Source organism: Pseudoduganella flava (genome assembly GCF_007830495.1).
Taxonomy (GTDB): domain Bacteria; phylum Pseudomonadota; class Gammaproteobacteria; order Burkholderiales; family Burkholderiaceae_D; genus Rugamonas; species Rugamonas flava.
The window spans coordinates 729568-755942 of record NZ_VLKW01000001.1 but is presented as its reverse complement, the minus strand read 5'-3'; the positions used below and the strand labels follow the sequence as shown (position 1 = coordinate 755942).

Genomic DNA, 26375 nt, shown 5'->3' with positions numbered 1-26375 from the left:
GGGCGCATCCTTTCCTGTCAGTTCGCCTGCAAGTCCTGCATCAGTTTCTGCATGCGCGGCATCATGATGCGCTGGCCGGCCTGCATGCCCTCGTTCATCAGCTGCGGCATCAGGCGCAGCGTCTTCGCACCCACCGGCGTCTTGTAGAACGCGCCCAGCTGGCGCAGTTCGGCCACCGAGTAGTGCTGCGCGTAGACGGGGATCATCGCGTCGAGCATCTCGTCCACCAGCGCCGGGTCGCTGTACATCCGCGTGATCGCGGCGGCGATCTTCGGCACGCTCTCGTCCAGCTCCGCCAGTTTCTTGGCACGCTGCTCGTCGTTCAGCTTCGGATCGGCGCGCACGGCGCCTTCCGCGCCGGCCTTGATCGCGGCGGGCAGCGACGCGGTCATCTGCTTGAACGACTCCATCATCACGGAGCGGTAGTCCATCGCCACCAGCAGCTCGCGGGCGGCGGCAGCGGCGGCGGGATCGACGGCCGGCGTGGCCGCGACAGCTTGCGGCGCAACGGACGTCTGGGCCAGCGCGGGCAGCGCGCAGGCGGCGGACAGCATCAAGGCTACGGCGATTTTTTTCATATCGTTATGCAAGTTTTGATGGGTTGAAAACACCGCGGGCCCGGTCCGATCGCTCGGACGGGCCCGCAGGCTGTTACTGCTCCGCCGGATCGCCGGCCGGGGCGTCATCGGCCCCTTCGGGCGCCCCCGCTTCGGGTTCGTCCGCATCCGCCTCGACGATGCGCTGCAGGCCCGACAGGTGCGTGCCATCCTCGACCGCGATCAGGGTGACGCCCTGCGTGGCGCGGCCCATTTCGCGGATCTCGGAGACGCGCGTGCGGATCAGTACACCGCCCGTCGTGATCAGCATGATCTCGTCGCTCGGATCGACCAGCGTTGCCGCGACGACCTTGCCGTTACGCTCGGACGTCTGGATCGCGATCATGCCCTTCGTGCCGCGGCCGTGGCGGGTGTATTCCGTGATCGGCGTGCGCTTGCCGTAGCCGTTCTCGGTGGCCGTCAGCACGGACTGCTGCTCGTTCTCGGCGACCAGCAGCGCGATGACGTTCTGGCCTTCGTCCAGGTTCATGCCGCGCACGCCGCGGGCCGTGCGGCCCATCGGACGCACGTCGTTCTCGTCGAAGCGCACGGCCTTGCCGGCATCGGAGAACAGCATCACGTCGTGCTTGCCGTCGGTCAGCGCGGCGCCGATCAGGAAGTCGCCCTCGTCCAGGTCCACGGCGATGATGCCGGCCTTGCGCGGGTTGCTGAAATCCTTCAGCGGCGTCTTCTTCACGGTGCCCAGGCTGGTGGACATGAACACGTAGTGATCTTCCGGGAACGTGCGGTTTTCGCCGGACAGCGGCAGCACGACGGTGATCTTCTCGTTGTCCTGCAGCGGGAACATGTTGACGATCGGCTTGCCGCGCGAGTTGCGCGAGCCTTGCGGCACTTCCCACACCTTCAGCCAGTACATCCGGCCGCGGTTGGAGAAGCACAGGATGTAGTCATGCGTGTTGGCGATGAACAGCTGGTCGATCCAGTCCTCGTCCTTCGTCGCCATCGCCTGCTTGCCGCGGCCGCCGCGCTTCTGCGCGCGGTATTCGGAGATCGGCTGGGCCTTCATGTAGCCCATGTGCGACAGCGTCACGACCATGTCCTGCGGCGTGATCAGGTCTTCCGTTTCCAGGTCGGTCGCGTTGTGCTCGATCGTCGACCGGCGCTCGTCCTTCGCGCCGTATTCGTTCTTGGCGATGTTCAGTTCGTCGCCGATGATCGCCGTCACGCGTGCCGGTTTCGCCAGGATGTCGAGCAGGTCGGCGATCTGCGCCATCACGTCCTTGTACTCGTTGACGATCTTGTCCTGCTCCAGGCCGGTCAGGCGCTGCAGGCGCATCTGCAGGATTTCCTGGGCCTGGTCGTCGGACAGCTTGTACATGCCGTCGGCCTGCATGCCGTAGTGCTTCGGCAGGTGCTCGGGGCGGAACGCGTTGATGTCCACTTCGCCGCCCTCGCCCGTGCGGGCCAGCATTTCGCGCACGAGGGACGAATCCCACGCGCGCGCCATCAGTTCCGTCTTCGCCAGCGGCGGCGTCGGCGCGGCCTTGATGATCGCGATGAAGTCGTCGATGTTTGCCAGCGCGACGGCCAGGCCTTCCAGCACGTGCCCCCGTTCGCGCGCCTTGCGCAGCTCGAACACGGTGCGGCGCGTGACCACTTCGCGGCGGTGCGACAGGAACGTGGCCAGCAGCTGCTTCAGGTTCAGCACCTTCGGCTGGCCGTCGACCAGCGCCACCATGTTCATGCCGAACGTGTCCTGCAACTGGGTCTGCTTGTACAGGTTGTTCAGCACCACTTCCGGCACTTCGCCGCGCTTCAGTTCGATGACGACGCGCATGCCCGATTTATCGGACTCGTCGCGGATGTCGGAAATGCCTTCGAGCTTCTTGTCGCGCACGTTCTCGGCGATGCGCTCGAGCAGCGACTTCTTGTTGACCTGGTAAGGCAGCTCGTCGACGATGATCGCCGTGCGGCCGCCTTCCTTGCCGTATTCCTCGAAGTGGGTCTTGGCGCGCATCACGACGCGGCCGCGGCCCGTGCGGTAGCCGTCGCGCACGCCGGACACGCCGTAGATCGTGCCGCCCGTCGGGAAGTCCGGTGCCGGGATCAGCTCGATCAGTTCGTCGATCGTGCAGTCCGGGTTCGCCAGCACGTGCAGCGCGCCGTTGATGACTTCGGAGAGGTTGTGCGGCGGGATGTTCGTGGCCATGCCGACCGCGATACCCGAGGAACCGTTGATGAGCAGGTTCGGCACGCGCGTCGGCAGCACCGTCGGCTCTTTTTCCTTGCCGTCGTAGTTCGGCTGGAAGTCGACGGTTTCCTTGTCGATGTCGGCCAGCAGCTCGCCGGCGATCTTGTCCAGGCGGCACTCGGTGTAACGCATCGCCGCGGCGGCATCGCCGTCGATCGAGCCGAAGTTACCCTGCCCGTCGACCAGCGTGTAGCGCAGCGAGAAATCCTGCGCCATCCGCACCAGCGTGTCGTAGATCGACGCGTCGCCGTGCGGGTGGTACTTACCCATCGTGTCGCCGACCACGCGGGCGCACTTCACGTACGGCCGGTTGTAGTGGTAGTTCGACTCATGCATCGAATACAGTACACGGCGGTGCACCGGCTTCAGGCCATCGCGCGCATCCGGCAAGGCCCGGCCCACGATCACGCTCATCGCGTAATCGAGGTAGCTCTTGCGCATCTCTTCTTCGAGTGAAATCGGGATTGTTTCTTTTGCGAATTGATCCATTAGCGGGTTTCTCTGACGTTGGTTCAGGCTGCTTGGACGGCAGACAATCGCACGATTTTACCATGCTGACATCGTCCCCGGCTCAATGAGGCATTTCCCCACAGCCACAGGGCGCCACCCCGGCCGGGAAGCGTGCAGAATCGCGATGTAATCGTGCGGACATACTGCCGTTTTATCATCGCCGGGGTTTGCCCGTTGCGTTGCAACAAAACAACATTTTGGTCGAACGGCCGCACCGCCCGATAGCCAACGCGACTCGTGCGATGGAGGCCCATATGGCAAAATGACCGGAAATACAAACTTGGCTGATTCACAATCGGCAGCTATCCCAAGAGTGTTGCCCCATAGTAGGGCACGGGGCCGGCGTGTTAATATTGCACCACGCGCAATAACCGTCGCGCAGCAACGCTGCCGATACCACCCCGAAAGGAAAGAAAAACATGAAAAAATTGATCTCCAGCATCTTCGCAGCGTCGGCAGTTCTCGCTGGCACCGTGGCAGCGCAGGACAAGCCGACCGCGCCGCCTTTCGCGCCCGTGACCCAGGACATCCAGGCTCCGAAACCGAAGAGCGCCTACGTGCAGGATCAGCGCGGCGTGATCGCCCGCAACCCGTTCGGCCTGTGCTGGCGCACCGGCTACTGGACGCCGGCCGACGCCGTTCCTGGCTGCGACCTGCCGATCTGCGTGGAACCGGAACGCCTGGAAAACGGCAAGTGCGTCGCTCCGCCGCCGCCGGCCGCTCCGGCACCGGAAGCTCCGGCAACGCCAGTCCCGGCACCGGCACCGGTTCCGACGTCTGAAAAAGTCAGCTACAACGCCGACGCGTTCTTCGACTTCGACAAAGCCGTGCTGAAGCCGGAAGGCAAGCAGGCACTGGACGACCTGGCTGCGAAGCTGGGCGGCATCAACACGGAAGTCGTGATCGCCGTTGGCCACACCGACTCCGTCGGCACCGACGCCTACAACGACAAGCTGTCCGTGCGCCGCGCCGAGTCCGTGAAGGCATACCTGCTGTCGAAAGGTGTCGAATCGAACCGCGTGTACACCGAAGGCAAGGGTGAGCGTCAGCCGATCGCCGACAACAAGACCGCCGAAGGCCGCGCGAAGAACCGCCGCGTGGAAATCGAAGTCGTCGGTACCCGCAACAAGTAATTGCCCTGCCCCGCGCTGCGGCGCGGGCCGGCACGATCCCGCCTTCGGGCGGGATTTTTTTCGCCTGTCGCTTTCTCCGCACAAAAAAAATCCCGCCGCGGCGGGATTTTTGTCGTACCGCGACGGGCGTTCAGTTGACCCGGCGCACTTTCGGCGACTGGTTCGTGCCTTCGATTTTCAGGAACATCGTGCCGAACGCATTGCGCTCGACCGTGACCTTCGGGTCCTGCAGCGGCGCGAGCACGGCCTGGCTGCCGTCGACGATGCGCCACGTCTGGCCGTTGGCCAGCTTGATCGCCTGGCCCGGCTGCCAGCCGTCGAACCGGCCGGGAATGGTGGTGGCGATCGACTTCGGTGCTTCGACCGTCTTCTTCACGGTTTCAATCCCGAAATCCTGTTCCGGCGTACGCACGGGGGCCAATGGAATGGCGTCATAACAGGCAAGGCGGTTGGCGGTATCGGTGAGCGTGCGGCAATGGCGCAGCGCGGCGTCGTCGGCCAGCGCGAGGCCAGGCGCCAGCAGCAGTAAAAACAAGGCTTTCATCGGATCCTTTTGACATCGTGGCGGGCCCATGCCCGACAGGAAATTATATCGACAGGGCCGACAGGGCTGCCGCAATGGCCCGGTTTTTTTGTGCGCCCGCTTTGGAACACGACAAATACCCGCTATGATGCCGGTCATGAATGCAAATGCTGACCCACTCGAATTGCAGAAATTCAGCGAACTGGCCCACCGCTGGTGGGACCCGACGTCTGAATTCCGCCCCCTGCACGACATTAATCCGCTGCGCCTGGAATGGATCAACGCCCGCGCTCCGCTGGCCGGCAAGAACGTGATCGACATCGGTTGCGGCGGCGGCATCCTGTCCGAATCGATGGCCCGCAAAGGCGCGACGGTGACGGGCATCGACCTGTCGAAACGCGCGCTGAAAGTGGCCGACCTGCACAGCCTCGAATCGGGCGTGCCGGTGCGCTACAAGCTGATCTCGGCCGAGGACATGGCGGCCGCCGAGCCTGGCCAATATGACGTCGTCACCTGCATGGAAATGCTCGAGCACGTGCCGGATCCGGCCGCGATCGTGCGCGCCGCGGCGGCCCTCGTGAAGCCGGGCGGCCACGTGTTCTTCTCGACGCTGAACCGCAACCCGAAGTCGTACCTGTTTGCCGTGATCGGCGCCGAGTACCTGCTGCGCCTGCTGCCGAAAGGCACGCACACGTACGAGAAGTTCATCACGCCGGCCGAGCTGTCGCAATACGTGCGCAGCGCCGGGCTGCAGGTGGGTAGCCTGAAAGGCATGGGCTACAACCCGCTGACGAAGTTCTATTCCCTCAACAACGACACCAGCGTGAACTACCTGATGTCGTGCACCCGTCCCGAATGATCCCGGGCGGCTTCCTGCCGCCCTCTTTCCCCTTCCCGACCATGAGCTTCATCCCTGCCCCGCGCGCGATCCTGTTCGACCTCGACGGCACGCTGGCCGACACGGCGCCCGACCTGGCCGCGGCCGTCAACCAGCTGCGCACCGAGCGCGGCCTAGCGCCGACGCCGTACGAGATCCTGCGCCCCACGGCCTCGGCCGGCGCGCGCGGCATGATCGGCGCTTCGTTCGGGCTGACCCCGCAGGACGAAGGCTACGAGGAATTGCGCCAGGGCTTCTTCAACAATTACGAAGCGGCGATGAGCGTGCACAGCACGCTGTTCCCCGGCGTGGCAAACCTGCTCGAAGGCATCGCGACGGCCGGCCTGGCGTGGGGCATCGTCACGAACAAACCGGCCCGCTTCACCGATCCGCTGATGCCGCTGATCGGCCTGGATCACGCCGCCTGCGTCGTCTCCGGCGACACGACGGCCCACGCCAAACCCCACCCCGCCCCGCTGCTGGAAGCAGCCAACCGCCTCGGCCTGCCGCCGGAACATTGCTGGTACGCCGGCGACGACCTGCGCGACATCCAGGCCGGCCATGCCGCCGGCATGCGCACGATCGCCTGCCAATGGGGCTACTGCGGCGCAACCGAACCCACCACGTGGGGTGCCGACCACCTGGCCGCGACGCCGGACGCACTGCTTGAACTGTTGCTTGCAGCCGTCAACCGCGCGTCGCTGGCGGCATAATTTTCGTTGCGCGTATACCATTTAAAGACACTTTAGAGACAGAAGCTTATTGCCCAGTTTCAACAAACCATCGTACCATAGGGTTAATATAAGATAAGAACCTAGCAATTTCCCGGGGAGGCAAGGAATGCCTGGTGAAGAAACGACCGAGCAGTCCCTTACGCCGCGCAGCAATGCTCCGCAAGTTTGGACGGCTTCGGTAGCCGAAACGAAGTTTTATTGGTACGACCTGCTGGTCTCCGGCGGCGAGCTTCCGGATTTTCGCGACCCTGTCGGCCGCTACCTGCGCCGCATGCAATTCGCACTGGACGGCGCGATGGAGAAGCGCCTGCTGTACTTCCTCGTCGCACGCCCGCGCGTGCGCATCGACACGGCACGCAATGTCAGCTGGGGCTTCTTCTCACTGAAGCTGACGGTGCCGGTGCTGATCGGCACCGAAGAACGCAAGGGCTCCATCACGATGGACCTGGAAGTGCCGTTCGACGCCACGTACAAGAAGCCGCTGGTGCAGCTGCAGGACAAGTTCCTGCTGCTGAACTGGGGCTCGATGATGGAACCGCTGAGCGTCCACGACCTGATCCAGCGCTACGACATGAACCTGGACTTCCCCAGCACGGTGCTGTACGTGGGCCAGACGCGCGACCCCGAAGGCAAGATCGCCAAAGGCACGTGCAGCATCGTCAACCGCGTGCGCAACCGGGTGATGCTGGAACACGACACCTTCCTGCTGATCCAGCGCTACGACGTGAAGGTGGACACGTCGGCCAGGGACATCTCCGCGGAAGCATCGGAACGCTCGCAAGTGGAGATGATCGAGGCCGCACTGATCGCCTATTTCGAAGGCCCCGAGCCGCAGCTGCGCAACGAAATCGAACGCGGCACGCGGCGCGAGCACATCGCCGACCTGTGCGACACGTACTACCTGGAAAAACTGACGGTCGACCTGGGCTTCCAGGGCGCCGACAGCTTCCACGACCTGGCATCCGACCACGCCCCGAAATCGCGCCGCCACCTGTTCGAATGCGTCTTCGACGAAGGCACCCCGGCCATCACGCGGCTGGGCGAAAAGGACCGTGCGCTGCCCGTGCTGAAGGACTGAGCGGGTTTCCGTGGCCTTGAGGCCGGGCAGGTGTGCACGGCGGTCCCAATTGGAGTACAATGATCTTTCCATCTGTGGGGACGACCTGGTTTCGACGTGGGTTGCAAAGCAGAACAGGGCATACCGAGGGCTGGTCACCTCGTAAATACATCCAGAAACAAACTAACTGCAAACGATAACTCGTACGCACTGGCAGCTTAATCGCTGTTAGCTCCACAACACCTTGTCTCTGGGGTGGGCCGTCAAAAGCTGTGGAGTCATTTACAGAGGCTCGCGCTCGGAGGGGTCACTTCGAAGAGCGTTAAACTCAAGGTGAATCGCCTGTACACAGCGTGCACGTCCGCGTTGTACAGGTTAAATTAAATGGCAGTGCTAAGTATGTAGAACTGTCTGTGGAGTGCTTGCGGACGCGGGTTCGATTCCCGCCGTCTCCACCACCGAACAAAAACAAAGGGCTCCAAGCTTCGCTTGGGGCCCTTTGTTTTTGTTCGGTGTCGCCGTCGTGAATCGATTCCGCGTCCGTCCCCGACGGACGCGGGGCCTCGCAGGGGTTTCGCGCCGCATGCGGCGCGCCTGCGAGGCGACCCGCGCCTACCAGCGCGGGACTCTCCGATTCGCCCATTCCCGACTTCGCTCCGCGAAGTCGCCAGCGCCCGCAGGGCCTGCCGGCTCCGCCGCCAGCACCTTACTACCCATCGGCGAACATGCTCGCCACCGGCAAAGCGATTCGCAGATGCCGGTGCCGCCTCCGATTCGCCCGTTCTCGGCCTTGCCATGCGAAATCTCGTCGCCCCAAGGCTCGTCTCAGCTCTCCCGACGCCCGCACATGAGGCTACTTAGCCTTCGCATATTACAGCCGTGACTTCTTGCCCGTCCACCGAGCGGATTGCAAAAAGCTCAGCTCTAGAGATCATTCCCCGCCTAGGCTTTTCTAAAATCTCAATTGACTCGACGCGCGTCCTGAAGAGAGTGCGTTACGATCAGATCGCAATGCGTCGACTGCAGCACGCTTTTCGAATTGTCCGGCTCGGACTCACGAACCACACCACAAACTTCAAAGATATGTGACACCACATTTCGTTGTTATTTTGAAAGATTTCGATTCATCTACACGACATTGGCTGTACACTGCATTTACATGAGGACTTCCCTCAGCCAGAAGATGCTGTACTGCCTTAGCAACGCCACTCTTCTTGAACTCTTATTAGCCAGACAATATTACGGAGTTTTTATGTGGATGCCAGACCCGGACAATGAGCGGCGAAGCATGCCGATCTCAGACTTCCTCGATCGGATGAAAGATGATGACAATCGAGAACAATATCAACATATAATCTCTGCGCTGCCTCCTTTTCTCAACGAAATTAAAACCAATTGGCTTGCAATAGATGGGATACCAGAGATTCGCATTATAACAAATGCAAGTGCAAACGAAACAGAATTGAGAGACATAGTCAACACTGTTTGTCTAGCAGAGGGCCTACTAGAACGCAGCCTTGGAGTCCAGAGCATAGCTGAAAAAAGCCTCGGGACTTATAACGTTCCAAGGCCACTAGGACCTTTGAGTGTAGCTAAAGCTTGTATTATGTGGTCATGCGCCCATGAGATATTTCACTACTTAAGAAGACACGCTCTAATTGAGAAGCATTTTGGTAGCACACCCGAAACAAAACATGCATTAGAATTTGATGCCGACCTTTGCGCAGCAGCAGCGTTTTACAGATATCTACAACGCTTCTCAACAAAAGTTCCCAGCATTCACCTGAAGAAGACAGCGTTCCGACTCCTCTATTTCTCACTGCGAATAAATTTAGCAGAGGAAAACATAAAATGGGCCGGATCAGCCACGCACCCCCACACTGCAGCTCGCCTAATGGATATCCTCAGCAAATTGGCGATGATGCACAACACCGGTGTAGCAGACCAAAATTTCGAAGACCCATTTTCGCACCTTCACTTAGCAAAACTCACTCGACTCCTGATTGATCTCGAATCACATTATCCAAAGGAGACGGAAAACAAAACTGCCCCGAGAGCGAGCGAAGTAATAGCTTTTGCAAAAAATAATTCCAACCTTGAGTACACGCGGGCTCGAAATTCTCGCTGGGACGAGATTCAACTTCTGATAAATCAATTTTCCATGATGCCGCGGGAAGCGATCGATAACGAGGCTTCTATAGCATTTCTGGGTGATGTTATCTCAGTACCGCGGTGATTTTGGCACCATTTCCTGATTGGCAATAAATGGATCGCCGCGCCAGCAACTGTTCCTTTCGGCTACCCAATGTAGAATGGTGAAGGGTGGCAGCGTTCAAGCCGCGCTAATAAAAAGTACTTTGGACGAGATTGAGGTATTAGCTTCTTGCGTGGAGTAACGCCACAGTACTATTGATCAGCATAGTTCTCACTCTGTGTCCAATTGGTGTCGTAATATGTCTCAAGTTTGTAGATGGGCCATCAGGGTTAGTAATCACTATTAGCCCCGCCTCCTGGAGCTTCTTCAGCGCAGCTGAAAACGCCGCTTCATGCAGGCCCGTCATATAGTTGAAACTCGGTGAGTCACTAAATGTCACCAAGAGGAATAAGTCAATTTCCTGAGCTGACAGAGTCCGCACAATCCTTAGCTGCTCTTCTGAAAAACCAAGCCTCTGAATTTGCTCCTCAAAACTGACCTCGAGTTTTCCAGCCCTCAGAAATCGCAGGTTCTTAATCAAAACACTCAGCGGCGCTTTGAATACAAAAAGCCCAATAAGTGTGACAATAGGCCATGAAGAATACTGTAGAGCGGAGTTCAAAATTTGCATATTGTTATTTTGCACGTTAAATCGGTTTATAGTTGTAGCAGAAATTCTCTGACGAATTCGATAGCTCGAACTAGTTATACGAGTATATCGGCCCGCCCCCATGGCCAATATTTCCAATATATACCAACATAGCCGAATTTTGCTTTATTTTTGGCAATAAGCAAATATACGCAGTTCTTAGCTTCAGTTAGAGGTACGTAAGCAGTTAGTCAATGATGAGAAGGACACGACAGAGAGCGCGAGCTTGCCATTTCGTGTCTAACATCAAGTATGTGGTCATAACACTATGATACTTATTTGCAATAATTATTGCAAACATGAATGTTCCGCCATCTCTGGGCTGTGGCACAGCCGACTGCTAAAGCTGCTCGATACCACGCATAGCCGCCCAAATTACCAAATTTACATGCCATACTGACACCACCTGTCGCCTTCCCCCGACAGGCCTCCCCACTACCCTTATGAAAGAGAAAAACGCCATGAACATAGCCAAGTTCTTCCGTTCCGCGCTGGCGATCAGCGCGCTCTTCGTCGGCCTCGTCCACAGCGCCAAGGCCGAGCTCGTCACCTACACCGGCGATACCACCGGCGGCCCCACCTTTAATCGGCCATTCACCGACTTCTCGAACCTGTCCACTACCGGTACAAACGTCGCCTACAACGCCATCACCATCAGCATCGACACCAGCGGCGAGTACAGCTTCGTCGCGACCGGCCTGGGATTCGACACGATGCTGTTCCTCTACAAGGATGCATTCGATCCGACGGCGCCGAAGCTCAACGGTGTGGCCGGCAGCGATGACCTGGTGAGCCACAACACTTCCGGCTTCGCCAGCGAACTTGAAGCGGGATCGCTTTACACCGTCGTCTTTACCAGTTACTACAACGACTTCGCGGGCCAGTACGCGCTGACCATTGCCGGCCCCGGCGTCATCACGGCCGTCCCCGAACCGCAGACGTGGCTGATGCTGGGACTCGGCCTTGCCGCGCTCGCCTACGCGCAGCGGCGCAGGGCAGCACGCTGATCTGGACGGACGCGGAGCCTCGGCTCCGCGTTTTCCCACCGCGCGGTAACCAGCTGTCGCCGCCATCCAACACTCCCCTCCCCGCCCGTTCAAACTGCTTTTCAACGCCCCCGCCCGTCCCTCCTCTGAAGCACGTTACCCCCACGAAAAGCGCAATTCCGCACAACAAGACTTGTCAAAAAGGCTTAAAAAATACTTAAGAACGCAAGCGTGCCGCCGGGTTCACCGTGCCATACTGAACCTGCCTGATGAGCTGACTCGTCCGGCTGTTCCCCTCCACTTGAGATGAAAGAGAACCTTATGAACATTAAGAAGTTCTTCCAAGCAGCAATTGCCATCAGCACGCTGTTCATCGGCCTCGCCCAGACCGCGCAAGCCGAGATCATCCATCAAACCGGCGACACGACCGGCGGCCCGACGCTCGACCTGACGCCGTGGGAATTCCCCGGCTCGGCCATCCCGTTCACCCAGTGGGCCTTCACCGTCGGCACTTCGGGCACCTATACCTTCCAGGTAACCGCCGAGTTCGACAGCGTGATCCTGCTCTTTGAAAACAGCTTCAATCCGGCCGACACGGTGACGAACTTCGTGAACGGCAGCGACGACGACGTATCGCCCACCACCTCCTCGGTCGCTGGCGAGCTGACGGCGGGCACCACCTACTACTTCGTCGTGACGGGCTATGACGATCCCGAGTTCGGCAAATACCAGGTGCTGATCGGCGGCCCGGGCGTCATCACGGCCGTGCCGGAACCGTCCACGTGGCTGATGCTGGCGTTCGGCCTGGCGGCGGTCACGTACGCCCAGCGCCGCAAAGCGCTGCGCTGACCCTTGCCGCGGCCGCGCCGCGCATCTCCCCGCAGGGCGCCCTTTCGCGGCGCCCTTTTTCATTGCCGTCGCAATGCCTGCGCTCCTACATGGAAGCCACGCGCACGCCTATTCCGCCTTCGCCCGCGCCGTCCTAAGATGGCCGCCACGCGAAACGATGAGGAGGCCATCATGCAAAACCAAGGCAAGGACAAGCAAGGACGCAACTGGGACCAGAAGACCCATGACGGCACCACCAGCGCGGGCACGATGGGCACCGGCGCCACCGGCGAATCGCCGACCGACAAGGGTTATGACGAGGCCGCGCATACGCCGTGGGTGGGCGGCATGCAGACGGCCGGCCGCACGGACGACCTGCTGTCGGACGGCTCCGAGGCCGACCAGAACGGCCAGGGCTTCGCCAGCGGCGAACGGACGCAGGACCTGCTGGAAGGTACCAGCGACCTGGGCAGCCGCAGCGGTTCAGGTTCCGGCAATCGCCAGTCGCAGCGACAGGATCAAGATCAGGGGCAGACGCAGAGCCTGTCCGGCGGCGGCCGCCCCAGCGATCCGACCGGCCTGCAGGGTGCGGCCGGCAACCAGGGTGCCGCCGGCATTCCCGGCAGCGCGGACGGCAATCGGCAATCCGGTGACCTGAACCAGCAAGGCTATGGCGGTGAACGGATGACGGACGTCGACCGCGACCAGGGCAGTCTGGCCCGCGAAGGTGGCCAAAGCCGCCAGAGCGAGCATGGCAGCTCGACGGGCGCGGGCAGCACGGCGGCCGACCAGCGCGACACGTACCGCCAGAACCCGCAGGGTGGCAGCGGCGACAAGTCCCGCTGATGCCAGCTGATGCGCGCGCCCGGCTACCCGGCCGGGCGCCGCAGTCGGTACAGCACGTGCCGCGATAAAGCGTGATCCGCGCGCAGTGCCGGATGGGCGAAGTCGCCGTCCGGATCACGCACCATTCCCAGCTTTTCCATCACACGCCGCGAGCGGGTGTTCGCGGGCACCGTGAACGACACGATCTCGTCCAGCCCCAACGTATCGAAGCCGTACGCCAGCGCGGCGCGGGCACCTTCGGTTGCCAGTCCCATGCCCCAGCAATGCGCGGCCAGGCGCCAGCCGATTTCATGGCATGGCGCGAACGGCGCATCGAAATCCTGGTACTTCAGGCCGACGAAGCCGGCCAGTTCCCCCGTCGCGCGCAGCTCCGCCGCGAGAAAGGCGCAGCCGTGCTTCTCGACCATCGCGTTCTGCGCGGCGAAGAACTCCTCGGCCTGTGCGGCGCTGACGGGGCCGCGCAGGAATTGCGTCACGGTGGGGTCGGCGTTCAGCGCGACGTATGGCGCGACATCATCCGGCTGCCACAGGCGCAGCAGCAGCCGCGGCGTCTTCAGCACCACCCTGCGCGCTTGCCGTTGTTCGGGCAAAATGCGGGAACCACTACTCATCAGGACTCCTTCCATGATCTACGAAATAGCTGAAATCACGATCCATCCGGGCACCAACGCCGCTTTTGAAGCGGCCGTGGGCGAAGCGGTGCCGCTGTTCCGCCGTGCCAAGGGCTGCCTGTCGATGCGGCTCGACCGCACGATCGAGCGCCCCGACACGTACCGCCTCGTGATCGGCTGGGAAACGCTGGAACACCACACGGTGGACTTCCGCGGCAGCGCCGACTTCCAGGCCTGGCGCGGTCTCGTCGGCGGCTTCTTTGCCGAGCCGCCGAAGGTCGAGCATACGGAGAACGCCGTCAGCGGCTTCTAACGAACCATCGCTGCGGGCCCATCGCTGCGGGCCCACCGCTGATGCCCCATCTGAGCGCCGCGCGCGGCGCCGTTGCCGCACAATGGCGGTAAGTCCAACCCTACAGGAACTGCCATGCCAGACACGATACACCGCAACTTCAAGACGGTCGAGGATGCCGAGGCGGCGCGCGCGGCGCTGCTGGACGCGGGCTTTTCAGGTTCGTCCGTGCAACTGAACCTGCACGACGTCCGCGGCCAGAATACGACCACGCAAGCCGTCGAGAACATCATGGATTCGCTGACGCCGGACGATGCCGACGACACGGATCACCCCACCGAGCACCCTGCCGCGCTGCTGTCCGTCGACGTCGACTCCGACGAACAGCGCGACCAGGCCAACACGCTGATGCTGCGCTACGGCGGCGTGGAGGCCTGAGCTACCGTCTGAGCCGGCGCGGCCCGCTCATGCGGCAGGATGCTCGAACACCTGCCGCAGGTAAGCGAGGAACGTCTCGTCCTTGCTCATCGTCTTGCCCGGCGAGTCGGACAGCTTCGCCACCGACTGGCCGTTGCAGCGCACCAGCTTCATCACGATGTTCAGCGGCGTGACACCCAGGTCGTTGGTGAGCCACGTGCCGATGCCGAAGCCCGTCATGATGCGGTCGGCAAAGTGGCGGTACAGGTGGATCGCCTTGTCCAGGTTCAGCCCATCCGAGAACACGAGCCGCTTCGTGTGCGCGTCGATGCGCAGCTTCTGGTAGTGCGCGATCGCCTTCTCGCCCCACTCCACCGGGTCGCCCGAATCGTGGCGCAGGCCGTCGAACAGCTTGGCGAAGTACAGGTCGAAGTCGCGCAGGAACGCATCCATGCCGACGACGTCCGTCAACGCGGTGCCCAGGTCGCCGCGGAACTCCTGCACCCAATCCTCCAGCGCCGCCTTCTGGAAATCGCGCAGGCGCACGCCGAACGCCTGGAACGACTGCATGTATTCGTGCGCCATCGTGCCGATCGGGTGAATCCTGTAACGCATGGCGAGATAGACGTTCGACGTGCCCTTGAAGAATTCCGGCACGTCGCGCGCCAGCCGCTCCACCACCTCGTCGTGCCACGCACCGGAGAAGCGGCGGCGCACGCCGAAGTCGGAGAACTCGAAAGGATTGCGCAGCATCGGCTCGCGGCCGAACGCCTTCAGCGCCGCCACTTTCGCATCGAGCCGGCGGCGCCCTTCGGCCAGCGCCGCTTCCTGGTCGAAGCGGCGGAAGTACAGCTCGTTGACGATGTACAGCACGAAGATTTCGAAGCCCATCACGTGCACCTGCGGGCCGCGCGCATGGATCAGCAGCTCTTCGCCGTCCGTCTCCACCGTGATGAACTTGCGCTGGAAGCGGAACACCGTGAGGAAGTCGACGAAGTCCGTCTTGATGTAGCGGAGCGACCGCAGATAGTCGAGTTCCTCCTCGCGGAACTCCAGCGTGCACAGGTGGTCGAGCTGCGCCTCCACTTCCTCCTTCAATTCCGCCAGCGGATACGCGGGCTTGTTGCGGCACTTGAATTCGTACTCGGCATGCGCGCCGGGGTGCCAGTGCAGCAAGGCCTGCCACATCGAGAATTTATACAGGTCGGTTTCCAGCAGGCTGCGCACGACCGGGCGGAAAGGTGCGTTCGTCGGGGCGTTCATCGCTGCGTTCGTGGGTGAATTCATTTCAGCGCCCCGCATTCACGAGCAGTTCCTGCGTCACGTCGGCTGCCTTCGCGAAGCGCACGCCGGCAGCGCGCATCCGTTCGAAGAAGGCCTGCTGCTGCGCCTCGAAGCCCCCCACGGGGCTCATGCAATCCTCGATCAACGTCAGGCGAGCAACCTCGCCGCCGAACTGTTCGACGATGTGTTCAGTGGTCGCCTTGACGCAGTGGCTGCCCGCCTCGCCGGCGATGTACAGGCGATCGGACGCAAGCAGGCTGTCGATCAGCTTGCGGTTCAGCTGCGTATCCGGTTCGCCCGCATCCGGCACCTCGGCCATCACGGCGGAGTAGTGCTCGGTCCATGGATTGGAGCCCTTGGCGATCTTCGCGACGACGCCGAGCGATGCGTCTTCCCAGCGGTTGTAGGCGGTGCGCACGTCGTCGTGCACGTTGTGGCCCCACGTGCCGATCTCGCAGTGCACGGGCCAGACCATCAGGCGGTAGCGCCCGGCCGTCTCCAGCGCGTCGAGATAGGCCAGCGCGCGGGTGCGGGCATCGGGGTCGCGCGGCAGGAAGCGCGCGGCGCGCACGTCGGCGGCGGTGATTTCGGTGAACGGTGCGACGGGGCCGCCGTCGGCGGCAACCCAGAACGTCGGGTGCGCGATGTGGTAGCGGTGGTGCGAGTCGAGCGTGACCGTGATCGCCGTCAGGCCATGCCGGCCCCGCTCGATCAGCTGCGCCAGGCGGCGCATGTCGTCATGGGCGCCGGCCACCGGCAGCGCGGGCGCGCGCGGTGCGTCGCCGGCGGGATCGATCGGCAGGTATTCGGACGGCAGGTCGCAGAAGTCGTTCTGCGGATCGATGACGAGCAGGTGCAGGCGGTCTTTCATTCGAGGCTTTCGGAACAGGGATGGCACGATGATACCGCAGCCATCCCGCCTCCGTTGCCCGGCGCCCTGCCCGGCTTCGATCGCTTACACGCCAGCCAGCGTATCGATCGACTGCCGGCTCTTCTCCAGCGTGGCGGCCAGCGCCGCGTCGCCCAGCGCCACGCCTTCGGCGCGGATGAAGCTGATGTCCGTGATGCCGAGGAAGCCCAGCACGGCCTTCAGGTACGTGGCCAGGAAGTCGTAGCCGGCCGCCGGGCCTTCGCTGTAGACGCCGCCGCTGGCGGTGAACACGTACACCTTCTTGCCTTCGATGAGGCCGACGGGGCCCTTGTCCGTGTACTTGAACGTGCGGCCGGCGCGGGCGATGTGGTCGATGTAGGCTTTCAGGCCGGACGGCACGGAGAAGTTGTACATCGGTGCGCCGATGACGATGACGTCGGCGGCCAGCACTTCGTCCACGAGGTCGTCGGACAGCTTGACCGTCTGCGCCTGCGCGGCCGTGCGCTGGTCCGGCGCCGTGAAGAACGCGCCCAGCATTTCCTCGGTCAGGTGCGGCACCGGGTTGGCTGCCAGGTCGCGTTCGACGATCGTGTCGGTTGGGTGATTCGCCTGCCACTTCCCGATGAACTCGGCCGACAGCTGGCGGGACAGCGAGCCGGAAGAACGCACACTGCTGTTGATGTACAGGACGTTTGCCATGATGAACTCCTCAAGTAAGTGGTGATTGCAGCCATCATAGATCGGCTTTACTATCGAGGAAATCCACTTAATTTCAATCGAAACTATCGATTTTCACGATATGCGCGACCCCGGCCTCCCCACCCTCGATCAGCTCCGCGTGTTTGCCGCCGTCATCGACCACGGCGGCTTCGCCCACGCGGCCCGTGCGCTGCACCGCACCCAGTCCGTCATCAGCTACACGATCGCCAACCTGGAGGAGCAGCTGAACATCGCCCTGCTCGACCGCAGCAAGCGCAAGGTGACGCTGACGGAGGCCGGCCGCGCGCTGCTGGCGGATGCGCGGGCCGTCGCGGCGCGGGTCGACAGCATGCGCGCGCGCGCCAAGGCGCTCGGTGCGGGGCTGGAGGCGGAGGTGTGCCTCGTCGTCGACATCATGTTCCCGATGTGCAGGCTGGTGGCGCTGCTGGAATCGTTCCAGCGCGAGCACCCGACCGTGTCGCTGCGGCTGCACACGGAAGCGCTGGGCGCGGTGGCGCAGATGGTCATCGACGGCCGCTGCCAGCTGGGCATCAGCGGCATGCCGGTGCTGTTGCCCGACAGTGTCGAGCGCCAGCTCGCCGGCCACGTGATGATGATGCCGGTGTGCGCGCCGACGCATCCGCTGGCGGCCATCGACGGCGTCGTGCCGACGGCCGTGCTGCGCGAACACCTGCAGCTCGTCGTCACGGACCGCAGCCCGCTGACGGTGGGCCAGGACTTTGGCGTGCTGGGCCTGCGCGACTGGCGCCTGGGCGACCTGCACTCGAAGCATGCGCTGCTGCGCGGGGGCCTGGGCTGGGGCAGCATGCCGGAAGCGATGATCGCGGAAGACCTCGCGAACGGGCGGCTGGTGCGGCTGCGCGTGCAGGACGGCGATGCGCTGCAATACCCGCTGTACACGATCCACCGCACCGACGACCAGCTGGGCCCCGCGGGCCGCTGGCTGAAGCAGCAGATCCTCGACCTCGACTATTCGACGCCGCACGGCGCGTATTGAACAGCCCTGGCCCGGCCGTGCACAGGGCTGCAGGCCGGGATACATAAGCGTTCCTACAGTGGCGCGGCGTGTGCGCTGACACCCTCTCCGGCCCCATCGTCCTACGATGAGCGCCTACCTTGCAAAACCATTGCAGAAGGAGAGCGACATGAGCAGAGAAAAGGACCAGCTCAGGAACACGCAGGACGCGGGCTACATGACGCAGAGCGGCAACCACGCCGCCGGCGGCCCGCTCAACGACACCACGCAAGTCAACAAGGCACCCAATATCGAAGCGAACCGGCAGAGCAGCGCGGCCGGCAGCGAAGGAGGCGACATGACGGATCAATCGATCGGCGGTTCGGGCACGCTGGACGGCATTCGCGGCACCCCGTCCGGCACGCAGGGCGGCCAGAGCGGCCAGGGCATCGACCAGGGCGGCCAGAGCCAGCAAAGTGCACAGGGCCACTCGGACCACATGGGCGGTGCGCCGTCCACCCACGGTGGCGCGGGCAACCAGCAGAAAGTGCAGCTCGACCCGCAGGAAGAGAACCGCGACCAGTACGGCCGCCAGCAGACCGGTGCCACGTCCGGTGAAGTCGGCGAGAGCGGCATGCGCGGCAACCAGCAATCGGATACGCGCGGCGCGGGCAGCGGGCGGACGGCCGATGCAGGTGTTCGGCCAGCGCACCAGGAAGACGGCTCGACCCCCGGCGCGGGCACGGCACAGCGCGGATCGGGCCGCAGCCAGCAGCTGGGCGGCCAGCAATCGAGTTCGCCCGGCGGATCTGGCGACATGGCCACGAACCTGCAGGGCGGCCCCGGCGGCAGCCAGCAATCCGGCGGCGCCAAGGGTGGCCCCGGCCAGAACGGCCTGGCGCAGATGAAGGAAGAGCGGAAACAGGGTGGCCCGGGCAATGAACAGTCGCAACCGCGCGCCGGCTCGGGCCACGGTCACGGCGGCCAGCACTCGGGCGGCATGGGCGGCGAACGGGGTGGCGCGCTGCACGACGTGGGCGCGCAAAGCGGCCAGACGGGCCGCGGCGGCCTGGGTGGCAACAACGTCGACATGCAGGGCTCCAGCAAGGGCAACCAGCAATCGGGCCCGAACCTGATCGGCCAGCAGACGCAGGGCAGCGGCGGCAGCACGTCCGCCGACCGCGACAGCCTGGACTCGCTGCCGATGGAAGCGATGGGCGGCGAGCGCGTGGGCATGGGCAGCCACGGCAACAGCCAGCAGTCCGACAAGGCCGGCAATGCGCAGGCCGACACGTGGAGCAACCAGTCCCGTCCCAACAACCGCACCGACAACGAGCAGGCCGACCGCCAGCTCGGCATGCAGGGCTCGCCGGGCGAGCGGGGGCATGATATCGACGACCTGGGCAGCAAGCAGTCTGGCGGGGGCGGCTCGCGGGGTGGCGGGTCGGAAGACCAGCGGTGAGTGATTCAAGCTAACGCGCCTGCGGCTCGAAACGAAAACCCAACGGCAGAATCCGGGGTCAGACCCGACGGGTCTGACCCCAGGGTTTGCATTGGGGTTTCGTTCCGCGCTGCGGGCACGCCAGCTTTGTCCCCGGCTTCTGCCGTTGGTTTCAAGACAAGCCGCGGGCCCGCAGGCGTCAATAAATTCCCACCGCACGCAGGCGTCTCTTCAGCCGCCTGATCTCCTCGGTCAAATCCACGACCAGCGCCGCCACTTCCTCGTTCGCATCGAAATCGCGCTCGATCCGCAGCAGGCTGCGGGCGCGCACCAGGTCCACGCTCGTGAAGCGCCATGCTTCCGGCGCGTCCGCGCTGCCGCCCAGCAGGATGCCGGTGCGTACGCGGTGCACCACCCAGTTGGGATCGACGGCGCAGGCACGTGCCAGCTCGTCCAGCGTCAGGGCCGCGTCGTCCACCGGCACGGCACGAATCGGTTGTTCGCTCATCGTTCGCCCTCCCTCATGCATCCAGCGTTGCGCGCGGATTGAAACGCAGCTCGCGCGCCATCTGTTCGTACAGCGCCTTGGCCTGCGGCGTGTCCGCCGGCGGCAGCGCGATATCCAGCAGCAGGTACAGGTCGCCGGCCGGCGCCGCACCGCTGGCCGGAATGCCGCGGCCCTTCAGGCGCAGCTTGCGGCCGCCCTGCGAACGGGCCGGCACCGTGACGGTGACGCGGCCGGACGGCGTCGGCACGTCGATCTCGGCGCCCAGCGCCGCTTCCCACGGCGCCACCGGCACCTTCTCGTACACGTCGCGCCCTTCCACCGAATAGCGCGGATCGGGCTCGAACTGGATTTCCAGGTACAGGTCGCCCGCCTCGGCGCCGCCGATGCCCGGCTGGCCCTGCCCGGCCAGGCGCAATTGCTGGCCTTCCGTGACACCCTTCGGGATCGTGACGTTCAGCGTGCGCTCGCGCGTGACGACGCGGCCTTGCGCGTCGACCTGCGGCACGCGCAGCGCGATGGTGCGGCTGGCGCCCTGGTACGCGTCCCGCAGCGCGATGCGGATGGCGGCGTGGCTGTCCTCGCCGCGCATCTGGAAACCGCCGCCGCGCCGGCGCCCGCCCACGTGGGCGAACAGGTCCTTGAAGAATTCGCTGTCGTCGCCACCGTACGATTCGTAGTCCGAACCCCAGTCCGGCGGCGGACGGAATTGCTCGCCCTGGCGGTAGGGGGCGCTGCCCAGTTCATCGTAGGCCGCCCGCTTTTCCGGGTCGCCCAGCACGCCGTAGGCTTCGTTCAACTCCTTCGTCTTCGCATCCGCATCGGCTTCCTTGCTGACGTCCGGATGGTACTTGCGTACGAGCTTGCGGTAGGCCTTCTTGATCTCGTCCCCGGTCGCCGTCTTCGGCACACCGAGCGTCGCGTAGTAGTCCTTGTATTCCACGATATGCTCTCCAGGTCGTAGTCCTGCAGAGCATTAGGTTACAACATTTCGTTTTTTTCAGCGCAGCCGGCGGGCCGACGATACCTCGTTGTTCAGGTCACCGAGGAACGGGTAGCTGCCCGGGCCGAACACGGCGCAGCGGCCGCGGTAGTCGGCATGTTCGCAGACTTCCCACTCGCCCTCGCGCACGATCAGGGAGCCGGCGCGGTCGTTGAAGCCCATCGAACGCAGGGTGCGCGTATCTCCCGTCAGGCCGACACTCTCGCCGCCGAAACGGGGGGCCGCGAACAGTTCGATGCCGGGGCCGCCGTGCCAGCCGCGGCGCTCCTCACGCCGCTCTTCCCGGCCCTCGCGCCACGCTTCCCGGCCGTCCCGGCCATCGCCGCGCCAGCCGCCGCGATCGTCGTCCCAGCGGCCGTCGCCGCGGTCGCGCCAGCGTTCCACTTCGCGGGCCGACGAGATCGCGTTGTTGAAGCGGCGCAGGTCCGCATACTCGCCCGGCCGCAGCACGGCGCAATAGCCGCCGAAGTTCTTGTGCTCGCACACTTCCCACGACCCCGAGTGCACGACGATCGACGATGCCCGGTCGTTGAAGCCGAAGTCGCGGAAGTTCGGCGCAGCGTCGCGCACCGTCACCTCGCTGCCGCGAAAGTCCGGCTGCGAGTACAGCGACATCTCGCCGGCGAAGACGGGTTGCAGGGATGCCAGCAGGGCTGCGGCGGCGAACAGGCGTTTCATGTTGTGCTCCATCGTTGCGCCGCGCGCGACGTGCGCGCGGCCTCCCAACCATAACGCGACAGCATCGCTCCGCGCGGACGGCGCCTTGTAACAAATTCCTACTGCGGGCGAGTCCGCTTCATGGGTAAAATCGCAAGTTCCTTCGCTTTCACCGCTGCCGATGCCCTACTCGTTCACACTGCCCAACATCCGCAAAGAAGCCGCCGCGCTGTGGCACCTCGCCTGGCCCGTGCTGATCGGCCAGCTGGCGACGGTGGGCATGGGCGTCGCGGACGTGGCGATGACGGGCCACACGAGCGCCGCCGAACTGGCCGCCGTGTCGCTGGGCGCATCGGTATGGTCGATCATCCTCGTCACCGTCAACGGCACGATGATGGCGATTAACACCGTCGTCGCGCACGAAGTCGGGGCCGGCGCGTTCGACCGCATTCCCCATTCGGTGCGGCAGGCGCTGTGGAAGAGCGTCGGCATCGGCATCCTGGCCGCGCTGGCGGCCAATCTCGCCACGCTGCTGTTCGACCACCTGCACCTCGAGCCAGCCGTGAACGAGCGCGCGTCGATGTTCGTTCACATCGTCAGCATCGGCCTGCTGCCGTTCGCCGCCTACCGCGCGCTGTACGGCTACAGCGCCAGCATCAACCAGACCAAGCCCGTGATGGTCATCGCCATCGTCGGCCTCGTCGTCAACATCCTCGTCAACTGGGTGCTCGTGTTCGGCAACCTGGGCTTCCCGCGCATGGGCGCGCTGGGCTGCGCCGTGGCGACGGGCACCGTCGTGTGGCTCGACCTGCTCCTGATCGTGCTGTGGATCCGCATCGCGCCGGCATACCGGGCGTCGTACCCGTTCGACCGCTGGGAGTGGCCGCACTGGCCGGAGATCTGGAACATGCTGAAGCTGGGCGTGCCGATCGGCGTCACGTACTTCGCCGAGGTCAGCGTGTTCGGCGCCGTCAGCCTGCTGGTGGCGCGCTTCGGCGTCGTCACGGTGTCGGCGCACCAGATCGCGCTGAACTTCTCGTCGCTGACGTTCATGGTGCCGCTGTCGTTCGGCATCGGCATGATCACCCGCGTGGGCCAGGCGCTGGGCGAAGGCAATCCGCAGCGGGCCCGCTTCGCCTCGCTGGTCGGCCTCGGCATGTCGACCGGGTTCGCGGTGCTGTCGGCGCTCGTCATCGCGATTTTCCGCCACCAGATCGCGGCCGCCTACACGTCCGATCCCGACGTGCAGGCGATGTGCGCACACCTGCTGCTGTTTGCCGCGCTGTTCCAGCTGTCCGATGCGACGCAGGTCGCGGCATCGTGCGCGATCCGCGGCTACAAGGTCACGCGCGGGCCGATGATCATCCAGCTGATCGCGTTCTGGGGTGTGGCGCTGCCGCTCGGTTGCCTGCTCGGGCTGGCGCCGCAATGGCTGCCGTTCGCACCAAGCGAGCCGATGTCCGCGACGGGCTTCTGGATCGGCCTCGTGCTCGGGTTGACGGTGGCTGCGGTGCTGCTGACCGGTTACCTGAACCGACTGTCGCGCCAGCGCGCGCTGGCTTGAGAGGCCAGGGTCGGCCCGAACCTCGGGCCGAACGAAAGTCGGCCCGGGCATCCGTATTCCGAACGATCGCGCCTCGCCAGTGGCGTGCCAGTCTGGTATCGTTCCGCGTTTCGTGCTCGACCATAACTTCGGGAGTTCCATGCGCTTCATCCTCAGCTTCCTGGCCCTGCTGGCCGCCGGGTCGGCCTCGGCCGACCGCCTGACCCTCGACCGCATCTATGACGATCCCGCCCTCGCCGGCCCCGGCGTGCGTGCGCTGAAGGTGGCGCCGGACGGCCAGCGCGTGACGTTCCTGCGCGGCCGCGCCGACAACGAGTTCCAGCTGGACCTGTGGGAGTTCAACATGAAGGACCGGTCGACCCGCCGCCTGGTCGACTCGAAGGTGCTGGTGGCCGACGAGCAGCTGTCCGATGCCGAGAAGGCGCGGCGCGAGCGCGAACGCACGGCGAGCCTGAAGGGCATCCTCAGCTACAGCTGGTCGCCGGACGGCAAGCGCCTGCTGGTGCCGATCGCCGGCAACCTGTACCTGATCGACGTGGCCAGGCCGGATGCGGCGCGCCTCGTCGCCTCGGGCAACGTGACCGATGCGAAGATTTCGCCGAAGGGCAAATACGTGTCGTTCGTGCGCGACCAGAACCTGTACGTGATCGACCTGGCCACCGGCCAGGAGAAGGCGCTGACGACGGACGGCAAGGGCACGCTGCACAACGGCGAGGCGGAGTTCGTCGCGCAGGAAGAAATGCACCAGTTTACCGGCTACTACTGGGCGCCCGACGATTCGGCGATCGCGTATCGCCGCTACGACGAAGCGCAGGTGCCGGTGGCGCGCCGCTTCGAGATCTACGCGGAGCGCACCGACGTCGTCGAGCAGCGCTACCCGGCGGCGGGCGACCCGAACGTCGTGATCGAACTGCGCATCGTGAACCCGGCGACGGGCGCGACGAAGAGCGTGGACCTGGGCCAGGACAAGGACATCTACCTGGTGCGCGCGGACTGGAACGCCGATGCGAGCAAGCTGCTGTTCCAGCGCCAGGCGCGCAACCAGAAGAAGCTCGAGCTGATCGCCGTCGACGTGGCGACCCTGGCGCAGAAGGTGCTCGTCACCGAGACGGCGAAGACGTGGGTCGAAGTCAACGACGACCTGCGCTTCCTGGCGAACGGCCGCGGCTTCATCTGGTCGTCCGAGCGCAGCGGCTGGAACCACCTGTACCTGTACGACATGGACGGCACGCTGAAGCACCCGCTGACGCAGGGCGAGTGGAACATCGACGGCCTGCTGGCCGTGGATGAAAAGGCGGGCAAGGTGTACTTCTCGTCGAACAAGGACGCGGTGATCGACAAGCAGACGTACGTTGTCGCGCTGGACGGCCGCGATGCGGCGAAGCCGCGCCGCGTGACGCAGGCCGACGGCTGGCACGACACGACGTTCTCGCGCAACGGCGAGCTGTTCGTCGACACGTTCTCCGATCCGGCCACGCCGCCACAAGTGGCGATCCGCAAGCCCGACGGCGCCGTCGTCGCCTGGCTGGAAAAGAACGAAGTCAACGCGAACCACCCGTACTTTCAGTACAAATCGGACCACCTGCCCGTCGAATACGGCACGCTGAAGGCGAAGGATGGCCAGACGCTGTACTGGTCGATGATCAAGCCGTGGCACTTCAACCCGGCGAAGAAGTATCCGGTGTACCTGTCCACGTACGGCGGCCCGACCGCGCAGCACGTGACGCGCAAGTGGGGCGACCTGTTCGAGCAGTACATGGCGCAGCAGGGCTACGTCGTGTTCCGCCTCGATAACCGCGGCTCGGGCCGGCGCGAGCGCGCGTTCTCCGACGCGATCTACCGCAACCTGGGCAAGGCCGAAGTGGAAGACCAGCTGGCCGGCATCGACTTCCTGGGCAAGCAGCCGTTCGTCGACGCCAAGCGCATCGGCGTGTATGGCTGGAGCTATGGCGGCTTCATGACGCTGCGGCTGCTGTCGCAAGGCTCGGACAAGATCGCGGCCGGCGTCTCCGGCGCACCGGTGACGGACTGGCGGCTGTACGACACGCACTACACGGAGCGCTTCATGGACAAGCCGTCCGAGAACCCGGAAGGCTACAAGGACAGCACCGTGTTCGCCCACGTGGACGGGCTGAAGTCGCACCTGTTGCTGATCCACGGCATGGCCGACGACAACGTGCTGTTCACGAACACGACGAAGATGATCGACGCCCTCGTCAACCGCGGCGTGCAGTTCGAACTGATGACGTACCCGGGCGCGAAGCACGGCGTCTCGAACCGCGTGCAACGCCGCCACGTGCAGACGTACATCGACGCGTTCTTCCGCAAGCATTTGAAACCGGAAAGCAACTGACGAAATAGTTGCCAAAATTCGGGGACTGTCCCTCGATTCTGGAAATATTTCCAAAATCGAGGGACAGTCCCCTGTTGTTTTGCGACCAGCTCAACAGCAAGGGCAAACGTTGTCAGCTTATAAGCGCCCGGTTGGCATACGCCAAGCATACGTAAACGCGTTTGGGGACTGTCCCTCGTTTCAGGAAATATTTCCAAAAACGAGGGACAGTCCCCTGTTGTTTAGCGACCAGCTCAGCAGACGAAAAAACAGCCGCCCGCAGGCGGCTGTCTTGTTTGGCGGGCTGGGAGTTACAGGCCCTGGCGGTTGCCGCGGTCGATCGTGGTGTCGTCGTCCAGCGCGTCTTCGACGGCTTCGCGGGCGTCACCCACTTTCTTTTGCACTTTGCCTTCGACCTGGTTCTTCAGGCCCTTGGCTTGCTGCTTCGAGCTGCCGACCAGTTCGCCAGCTTCTTCCTGGATCTTGCCGCCCACTTCCTTGGCGCGGCCCTTGATTTGATCGCTGTTCATGATGCACTCCTTTTTGCTTGGTGGACGGTGGGCCGGAATGGCCCGCAG

General features: G+C 63.7%; 25 protein-coding genes and 1 other RNA gene. 15 read left to right on the top strand and 11 right to left on the bottom strand.

Annotation, left to right across the window (positions count from 1 at the left end; genetic code table 11):
- Positions 1-17: 17 nt before the first annotated feature.
- Both IP92_RS03315 and gyrA read right to left on the bottom strand, forming a co-directional pair.
- Entirely contained in the window at positions 18-578 is a 561-nt protein-coding gene (locus IP92_RS03315) for a DUF2059 domain-containing protein (RefSeq protein WP_158206814.1), read from the bottom strand.
- A gap of 73 nt (positions 579-651) precedes the next feature.
- Complete coding sequence (gene gyrA, locus IP92_RS03310; protein ID WP_145873066.1) at positions 652-3297, bottom strand: DNA gyrase subunit A; 2646 nt, start codon at positions 3295-3297, stop codon at positions 652-654.
- A gap of 440 nt (positions 3298-3737) precedes the next feature.
- Here gyrA and ompA point away from each other — a divergent pair, with 440 nt between their 5' ends.
- Positions 3738-4451, top strand: a complete 714-nt coding sequence (ompA, locus tag IP92_RS03305) for an outer membrane protein OmpA (RefSeq protein WP_145873065.1) — start codon at positions 3738-3740, stop codon at positions 4449-4451.
- A gap of 130 nt (positions 4452-4581) precedes the next feature.
- On the opposite strand, the gene IP92_RS03300 is transcribed toward ompA, so the two are convergent.
- Positions 4582-4995 carry a hypothetical protein gene (locus tag IP92_RS03300; protein ID WP_145873064.1) on the bottom strand — a complete coding sequence of 138 codons (414 nt, stop codon included), beginning with the start codon at positions 4993-4995 and terminating at the stop codon, positions 4582-4584.
- 136 nt (positions 4996-5131) lie between these two features.
- Between IP92_RS03300 and ubiG the strand changes: the two genes are divergently transcribed.
- The 8 genes from ubiG to IP92_RS03260 all read left to right on the top strand — a co-directional run bounded on the left by ubiG (position 5132) and on the right by IP92_RS03260 (position 13145).
- Positions 5132-5833 carry a bifunctional 2-polyprenyl-6-hydroxyphenol methylase/3-demethylubiquinol 3-O-methyltransferase UbiG gene (gene ubiG / locus IP92_RS03295; protein ID WP_229418597.1) on the top strand — a complete coding sequence of 234 codons (702 nt, stop codon included), beginning with the start codon at positions 5132-5134 and terminating at the stop codon, positions 5831-5833.
- A gap of 41 nt (positions 5834-5874) precedes the next feature.
- Positions 5875-6564 carry an HAD family hydrolase gene (locus IP92_RS03290; RefSeq protein WP_145873063.1) on the top strand — a complete coding sequence of 230 codons (690 nt, stop codon included), beginning with the start codon at positions 5875-5877 and terminating at the stop codon, positions 6562-6564.
- A gap of 127 nt (positions 6565-6691) precedes the next feature.
- On the top strand, positions 6692-7663 hold the full coding sequence (locus IP92_RS03285; protein ID WP_145873062.1) for a hypothetical protein: 972 nt from the start codon (positions 6692-6694) through the stop codon (positions 7661-7663).
- Between the two features lie 76 nt (positions 7664-7739).
- Positions 7740-8100: a transfer-messenger RNA gene (ssrA, locus tag IP92_RS03280) on the top strand.
- Positions 8101-8801: 701 nt separating this feature from the next.
- Positions 8802-9878, top strand: coding sequence for a phage exclusion protein Lit family protein (locus tag IP92_RS03275; protein WP_145873061.1), 1077 nt, complete (start codon positions 8802-8804; stop codon positions 9876-9878).
- A gap of 1068 nt (positions 9879-10946) precedes the next feature.
- Positions 10947-11492, top strand: coding sequence for a PEP-CTERM sorting domain-containing protein (locus IP92_RS03270; RefSeq protein WP_158206813.1), 546 nt, complete (start codon positions 10947-10949; stop codon positions 11490-11492).
- A gap of 300 nt (positions 11493-11792) precedes the next feature.
- Positions 11793-12320 carry a PEP-CTERM sorting domain-containing protein gene (locus IP92_RS03265; protein WP_158206812.1) on the top strand — a complete coding sequence of 176 codons (528 nt, stop codon included), beginning with the start codon at positions 11793-11795 and terminating at the stop codon, positions 12318-12320.
- Between the two features lie 171 nt (positions 12321-12491).
- On the top strand, positions 12492-13145 hold the full coding sequence (locus IP92_RS03260) for a hypothetical protein (RefSeq protein ID WP_145873058.1): 654 nt from the start codon (positions 12492-12494) through the stop codon (positions 13143-13145).
- Between the two features lie 23 nt (positions 13146-13168).
- On the opposite strand, the gene IP92_RS03255 is transcribed toward IP92_RS03260, so the two are convergent.
- Complete coding sequence (locus tag IP92_RS03255; protein WP_145873057.1) at positions 13169-13756, bottom strand: GNAT family N-acetyltransferase; 588 nt, start codon at positions 13754-13756, stop codon at positions 13169-13171.
- A gap of 13 nt (positions 13757-13769) precedes the next feature.
- Between IP92_RS03255 and IP92_RS03250 the strand changes: the two genes are divergently transcribed.
- Positions 13770-14069 (top strand): antibiotic biosynthesis monooxygenase family protein, encoded by a 300-nt coding sequence (locus tag IP92_RS03250; RefSeq protein WP_145873056.1) that lies wholly within the window; start codon positions 13770-13772, stop codon positions 14067-14069.
- Positions 14070-14183: 114 nt separating this feature from the next.
- Positions 14184-14486 (top strand): hypothetical protein, encoded by a 303-nt coding sequence (locus IP92_RS03245; RefSeq protein ID WP_145873055.1) that lies wholly within the window; start codon positions 14184-14186, stop codon positions 14484-14486.
- Positions 14487-14513: 27 nt separating this feature from the next.
- Here IP92_RS03245 and pncB read toward each other — a convergent pair whose 3' ends face one another.
- The 3 genes from pncB to IP92_RS03230 all read right to left on the bottom strand — a co-directional run bounded on the left by pncB (position 14514) and on the right by IP92_RS03230 (position 17319).
- Positions 14514-15728, bottom strand: a complete 1215-nt coding sequence (gene pncB / locus IP92_RS03240) for a nicotinate phosphoribosyltransferase (protein ID WP_145873054.1) — start codon at positions 15726-15728, stop codon at positions 14514-14516.
- A gap of 25 nt (positions 15729-15753) precedes the next feature.
- A complete protein-coding gene (locus IP92_RS03235; protein ID WP_145873053.1) occupies positions 15754-16620 on the bottom strand; it encodes a cysteine hydrolase family protein in 867 nt (288 codons plus the stop codon).
- 84 nt (positions 16621-16704) lie between these two features.
- On the bottom strand, positions 16705-17319 hold the full coding sequence (locus IP92_RS03230; RefSeq protein WP_145873052.1) for an FMN-dependent NADH-azoreductase: 615 nt from the start codon (positions 17317-17319) through the stop codon (positions 16705-16707).
- Positions 17320-17419: 100 nt separating this feature from the next.
- Between IP92_RS03230 and IP92_RS03225 the strand changes: the two genes are divergently transcribed.
- Complete coding sequence (locus tag IP92_RS03225; protein WP_145873051.1) at positions 17420-18337, top strand: LysR family transcriptional regulator; 918 nt, start codon at positions 17420-17422, stop codon at positions 18335-18337.
- Between the two features lie 148 nt (positions 18338-18485).
- The gene (locus IP92_RS03220) at positions 18486-19757 is read left to right on the top strand and encodes a hypothetical protein (protein WP_145873050.1); all 1272 of its coding nucleotides are present in this window, start codon (positions 18486-18488) and stop codon (positions 19755-19757) included.
- 178 nt (positions 19758-19935) lie between these two features.
- On the opposite strand, the gene IP92_RS03215 is transcribed toward IP92_RS03220, so the two are convergent.
- From IP92_RS03215 to IP92_RS03205, 3 genes are read right to left on the bottom strand one after another with little or no spacing between them, the layout of a single operon-like run.
- Entirely contained in the window at positions 19936-20244 is a 309-nt protein-coding gene (locus tag IP92_RS03215) for a chaperone modulator CbpM (RefSeq protein WP_145873049.1), read from the bottom strand.
- A 13-nt stretch (positions 20245-20257) separates the two neighbouring features.
- Positions 20258-21184, bottom strand: a complete 927-nt coding sequence (locus IP92_RS03210) for a DnaJ C-terminal domain-containing protein (protein WP_145873048.1) — start codon at positions 21182-21184, stop codon at positions 20258-20260.
- Positions 21185-21241: 57 nt separating this feature from the next.
- Positions 21242-21922, bottom strand: coding sequence for a beta/gamma crystallin family protein (locus tag IP92_RS03205; protein WP_229418596.1), 681 nt, complete (start codon positions 21920-21922; stop codon positions 21242-21244).
- 160 nt (positions 21923-22082) lie between these two features.
- Here IP92_RS03205 and IP92_RS03200 point away from each other — a divergent pair, with 160 nt between their 5' ends.
- Together IP92_RS03200 and IP92_RS03195 are read left to right on the top strand one after the other, a co-directional pair.
- Complete coding sequence (locus IP92_RS03200; RefSeq protein WP_145873046.1) at positions 22083-23465, top strand: MATE family efflux transporter; 1383 nt, start codon at positions 22083-22085, stop codon at positions 23463-23465.
- A 139-nt stretch (positions 23466-23604) separates the two neighbouring features.
- Entirely contained in the window at positions 23605-25818 is a 2214-nt protein-coding gene (locus IP92_RS03195) for a S9 family peptidase (protein ID WP_145873045.1), read from the top strand.
- A gap of 290 nt (positions 25819-26108) precedes the next feature.
- Here the strand turns inward: IP92_RS03195 and IP92_RS03190 are convergent, their stop codons facing one another.
- Positions 26109-26327, bottom strand: a complete 219-nt coding sequence (locus tag IP92_RS03190; protein ID WP_145873044.1) for a CsbD family protein — start codon at positions 26325-26327, stop codon at positions 26109-26111.
- Between the last annotated feature and the right edge of the window lie 48 nt (positions 26328-26375).

Excerpts from the sequence above, each read along its gene's own strand:
- IP92_RS03315 (WP_158206814.1), bottom strand. The coding sequence starts at position 578 with ATGAAAAAAATCGCCGTAGCCTTGATGCTGTCCGCCGCCTGCGCGCTG.
- gyrA (WP_145873066.1), bottom strand. The coding sequence starts at position 3,297 with ATGGATCAATTCGCAAAAGAAACAATCCCGATTTCACTCGAAGAAGAG.
- ompA (WP_145873065.1), top strand. The coding sequence starts at position 3,738 with ATGAAAAAATTGATCTCCAGCATCTTCGCAGCGTCGGCAGTTCTCGCT.
- IP92_RS03300 (WP_145873064.1), bottom strand. The coding sequence starts at position 4,995 with ATGAAAGCCTTGTTTTTACTGCTGCTGGCGCCTGGCCTCGCGCTGGCC.
- ubiG (WP_229418597.1), top strand. The coding sequence starts at position 5,132 with ATGAATGCAAATGCTGACCCACTCGAATTGCAGAAATTCAGCGAACTG.
- IP92_RS03290 (WP_145873063.1), top strand. The coding sequence starts at position 5,875 with ATGAGCTTCATCCCTGCCCCGCGCGCGATCCTGTTCGACCTCGACGGC.
- IP92_RS03285 (WP_145873062.1), top strand. The coding sequence starts at position 6,692 with ATGCCTGGTGAAGAAACGACCGAGCAGTCCCTTACGCCGCGCAGCAAT.
- IP92_RS03275 (WP_145873061.1), top strand. The coding sequence starts at position 8,802 with ATGAGGACTTCCCTCAGCCAGAAGATGCTGTACTGCCTTAGCAACGCC.
- IP92_RS03270 (WP_158206813.1), top strand. The coding sequence starts at position 10,947 with ATGAACATAGCCAAGTTCTTCCGTTCCGCGCTGGCGATCAGCGCGCTC.
- IP92_RS03265 (WP_158206812.1), top strand. The coding sequence starts at position 11,793 with ATGAACATTAAGAAGTTCTTCCAAGCAGCAATTGCCATCAGCACGCTG.
- IP92_RS03260 (WP_145873058.1), top strand. The coding sequence starts at position 12,492 with ATGCAAAACCAAGGCAAGGACAAGCAAGGACGCAACTGGGACCAGAAG.
- IP92_RS03255 (WP_145873057.1), bottom strand. The coding sequence starts at position 13,756 with ATGAGTAGTGGTTCCCGCATTTTGCCCGAACAACGGCAAGCGCGCAGG.
- IP92_RS03250 (WP_145873056.1), top strand. The coding sequence starts at position 13,770 with ATGATCTACGAAATAGCTGAAATCACGATCCATCCGGGCACCAACGCC.
- IP92_RS03245 (WP_145873055.1), top strand. The coding sequence starts at position 14,184 with ATGCCAGACACGATACACCGCAACTTCAAGACGGTCGAGGATGCCGAG.
- pncB (WP_145873054.1), bottom strand. The coding sequence starts at position 15,728 with ATGAACGCCCCGACGAACGCACCTTTCCGCCCGGTCGTGCGCAGCCTG.
- IP92_RS03235 (WP_145873053.1), bottom strand. The coding sequence starts at position 16,620 with ATGAAAGACCGCCTGCACCTGCTCGTCATCGATCCGCAGAACGACTTC.
- IP92_RS03230 (WP_145873052.1), bottom strand. The coding sequence starts at position 17,319 with ATGGCAAACGTCCTGTACATCAACAGCAGTGTGCGTTCTTCCGGCTCG.
- IP92_RS03225 (WP_145873051.1), top strand. The coding sequence starts at position 17,420 with ATGCGCGACCCCGGCCTCCCCACCCTCGATCAGCTCCGCGTGTTTGCC.
- IP92_RS03220 (WP_145873050.1), top strand. The coding sequence starts at position 18,486 with ATGAGCAGAGAAAAGGACCAGCTCAGGAACACGCAGGACGCGGGCTAC.
- IP92_RS03215 (WP_145873049.1), bottom strand. The coding sequence starts at position 20,244 with ATGAGCGAACAACCGATTCGTGCCGTGCCGGTGGACGACGCGGCCCTG.
- IP92_RS03205 (WP_229418596.1), bottom strand. The coding sequence starts at position 21,922 with ATGAAACGCCTGTTCGCCGCCGCAGCCCTGCTGGCATCCCTGCAACCC.
- IP92_RS03200 (WP_145873046.1), top strand. The coding sequence starts at position 22,083 with ATGCCCTACTCGTTCACACTGCCCAACATCCGCAAAGAAGCCGCCGCG.
- IP92_RS03195 (WP_145873045.1), top strand. The coding sequence starts at position 23,605 with ATGCGCTTCATCCTCAGCTTCCTGGCCCTGCTGGCCGCCGGGTCGGCC.
- IP92_RS03190 (WP_145873044.1), bottom strand. The coding sequence starts at position 26,327 with ATGAACAGCGATCAAATCAAGGGCCGCGCCAAGGAAGTGGGCGGCAAG.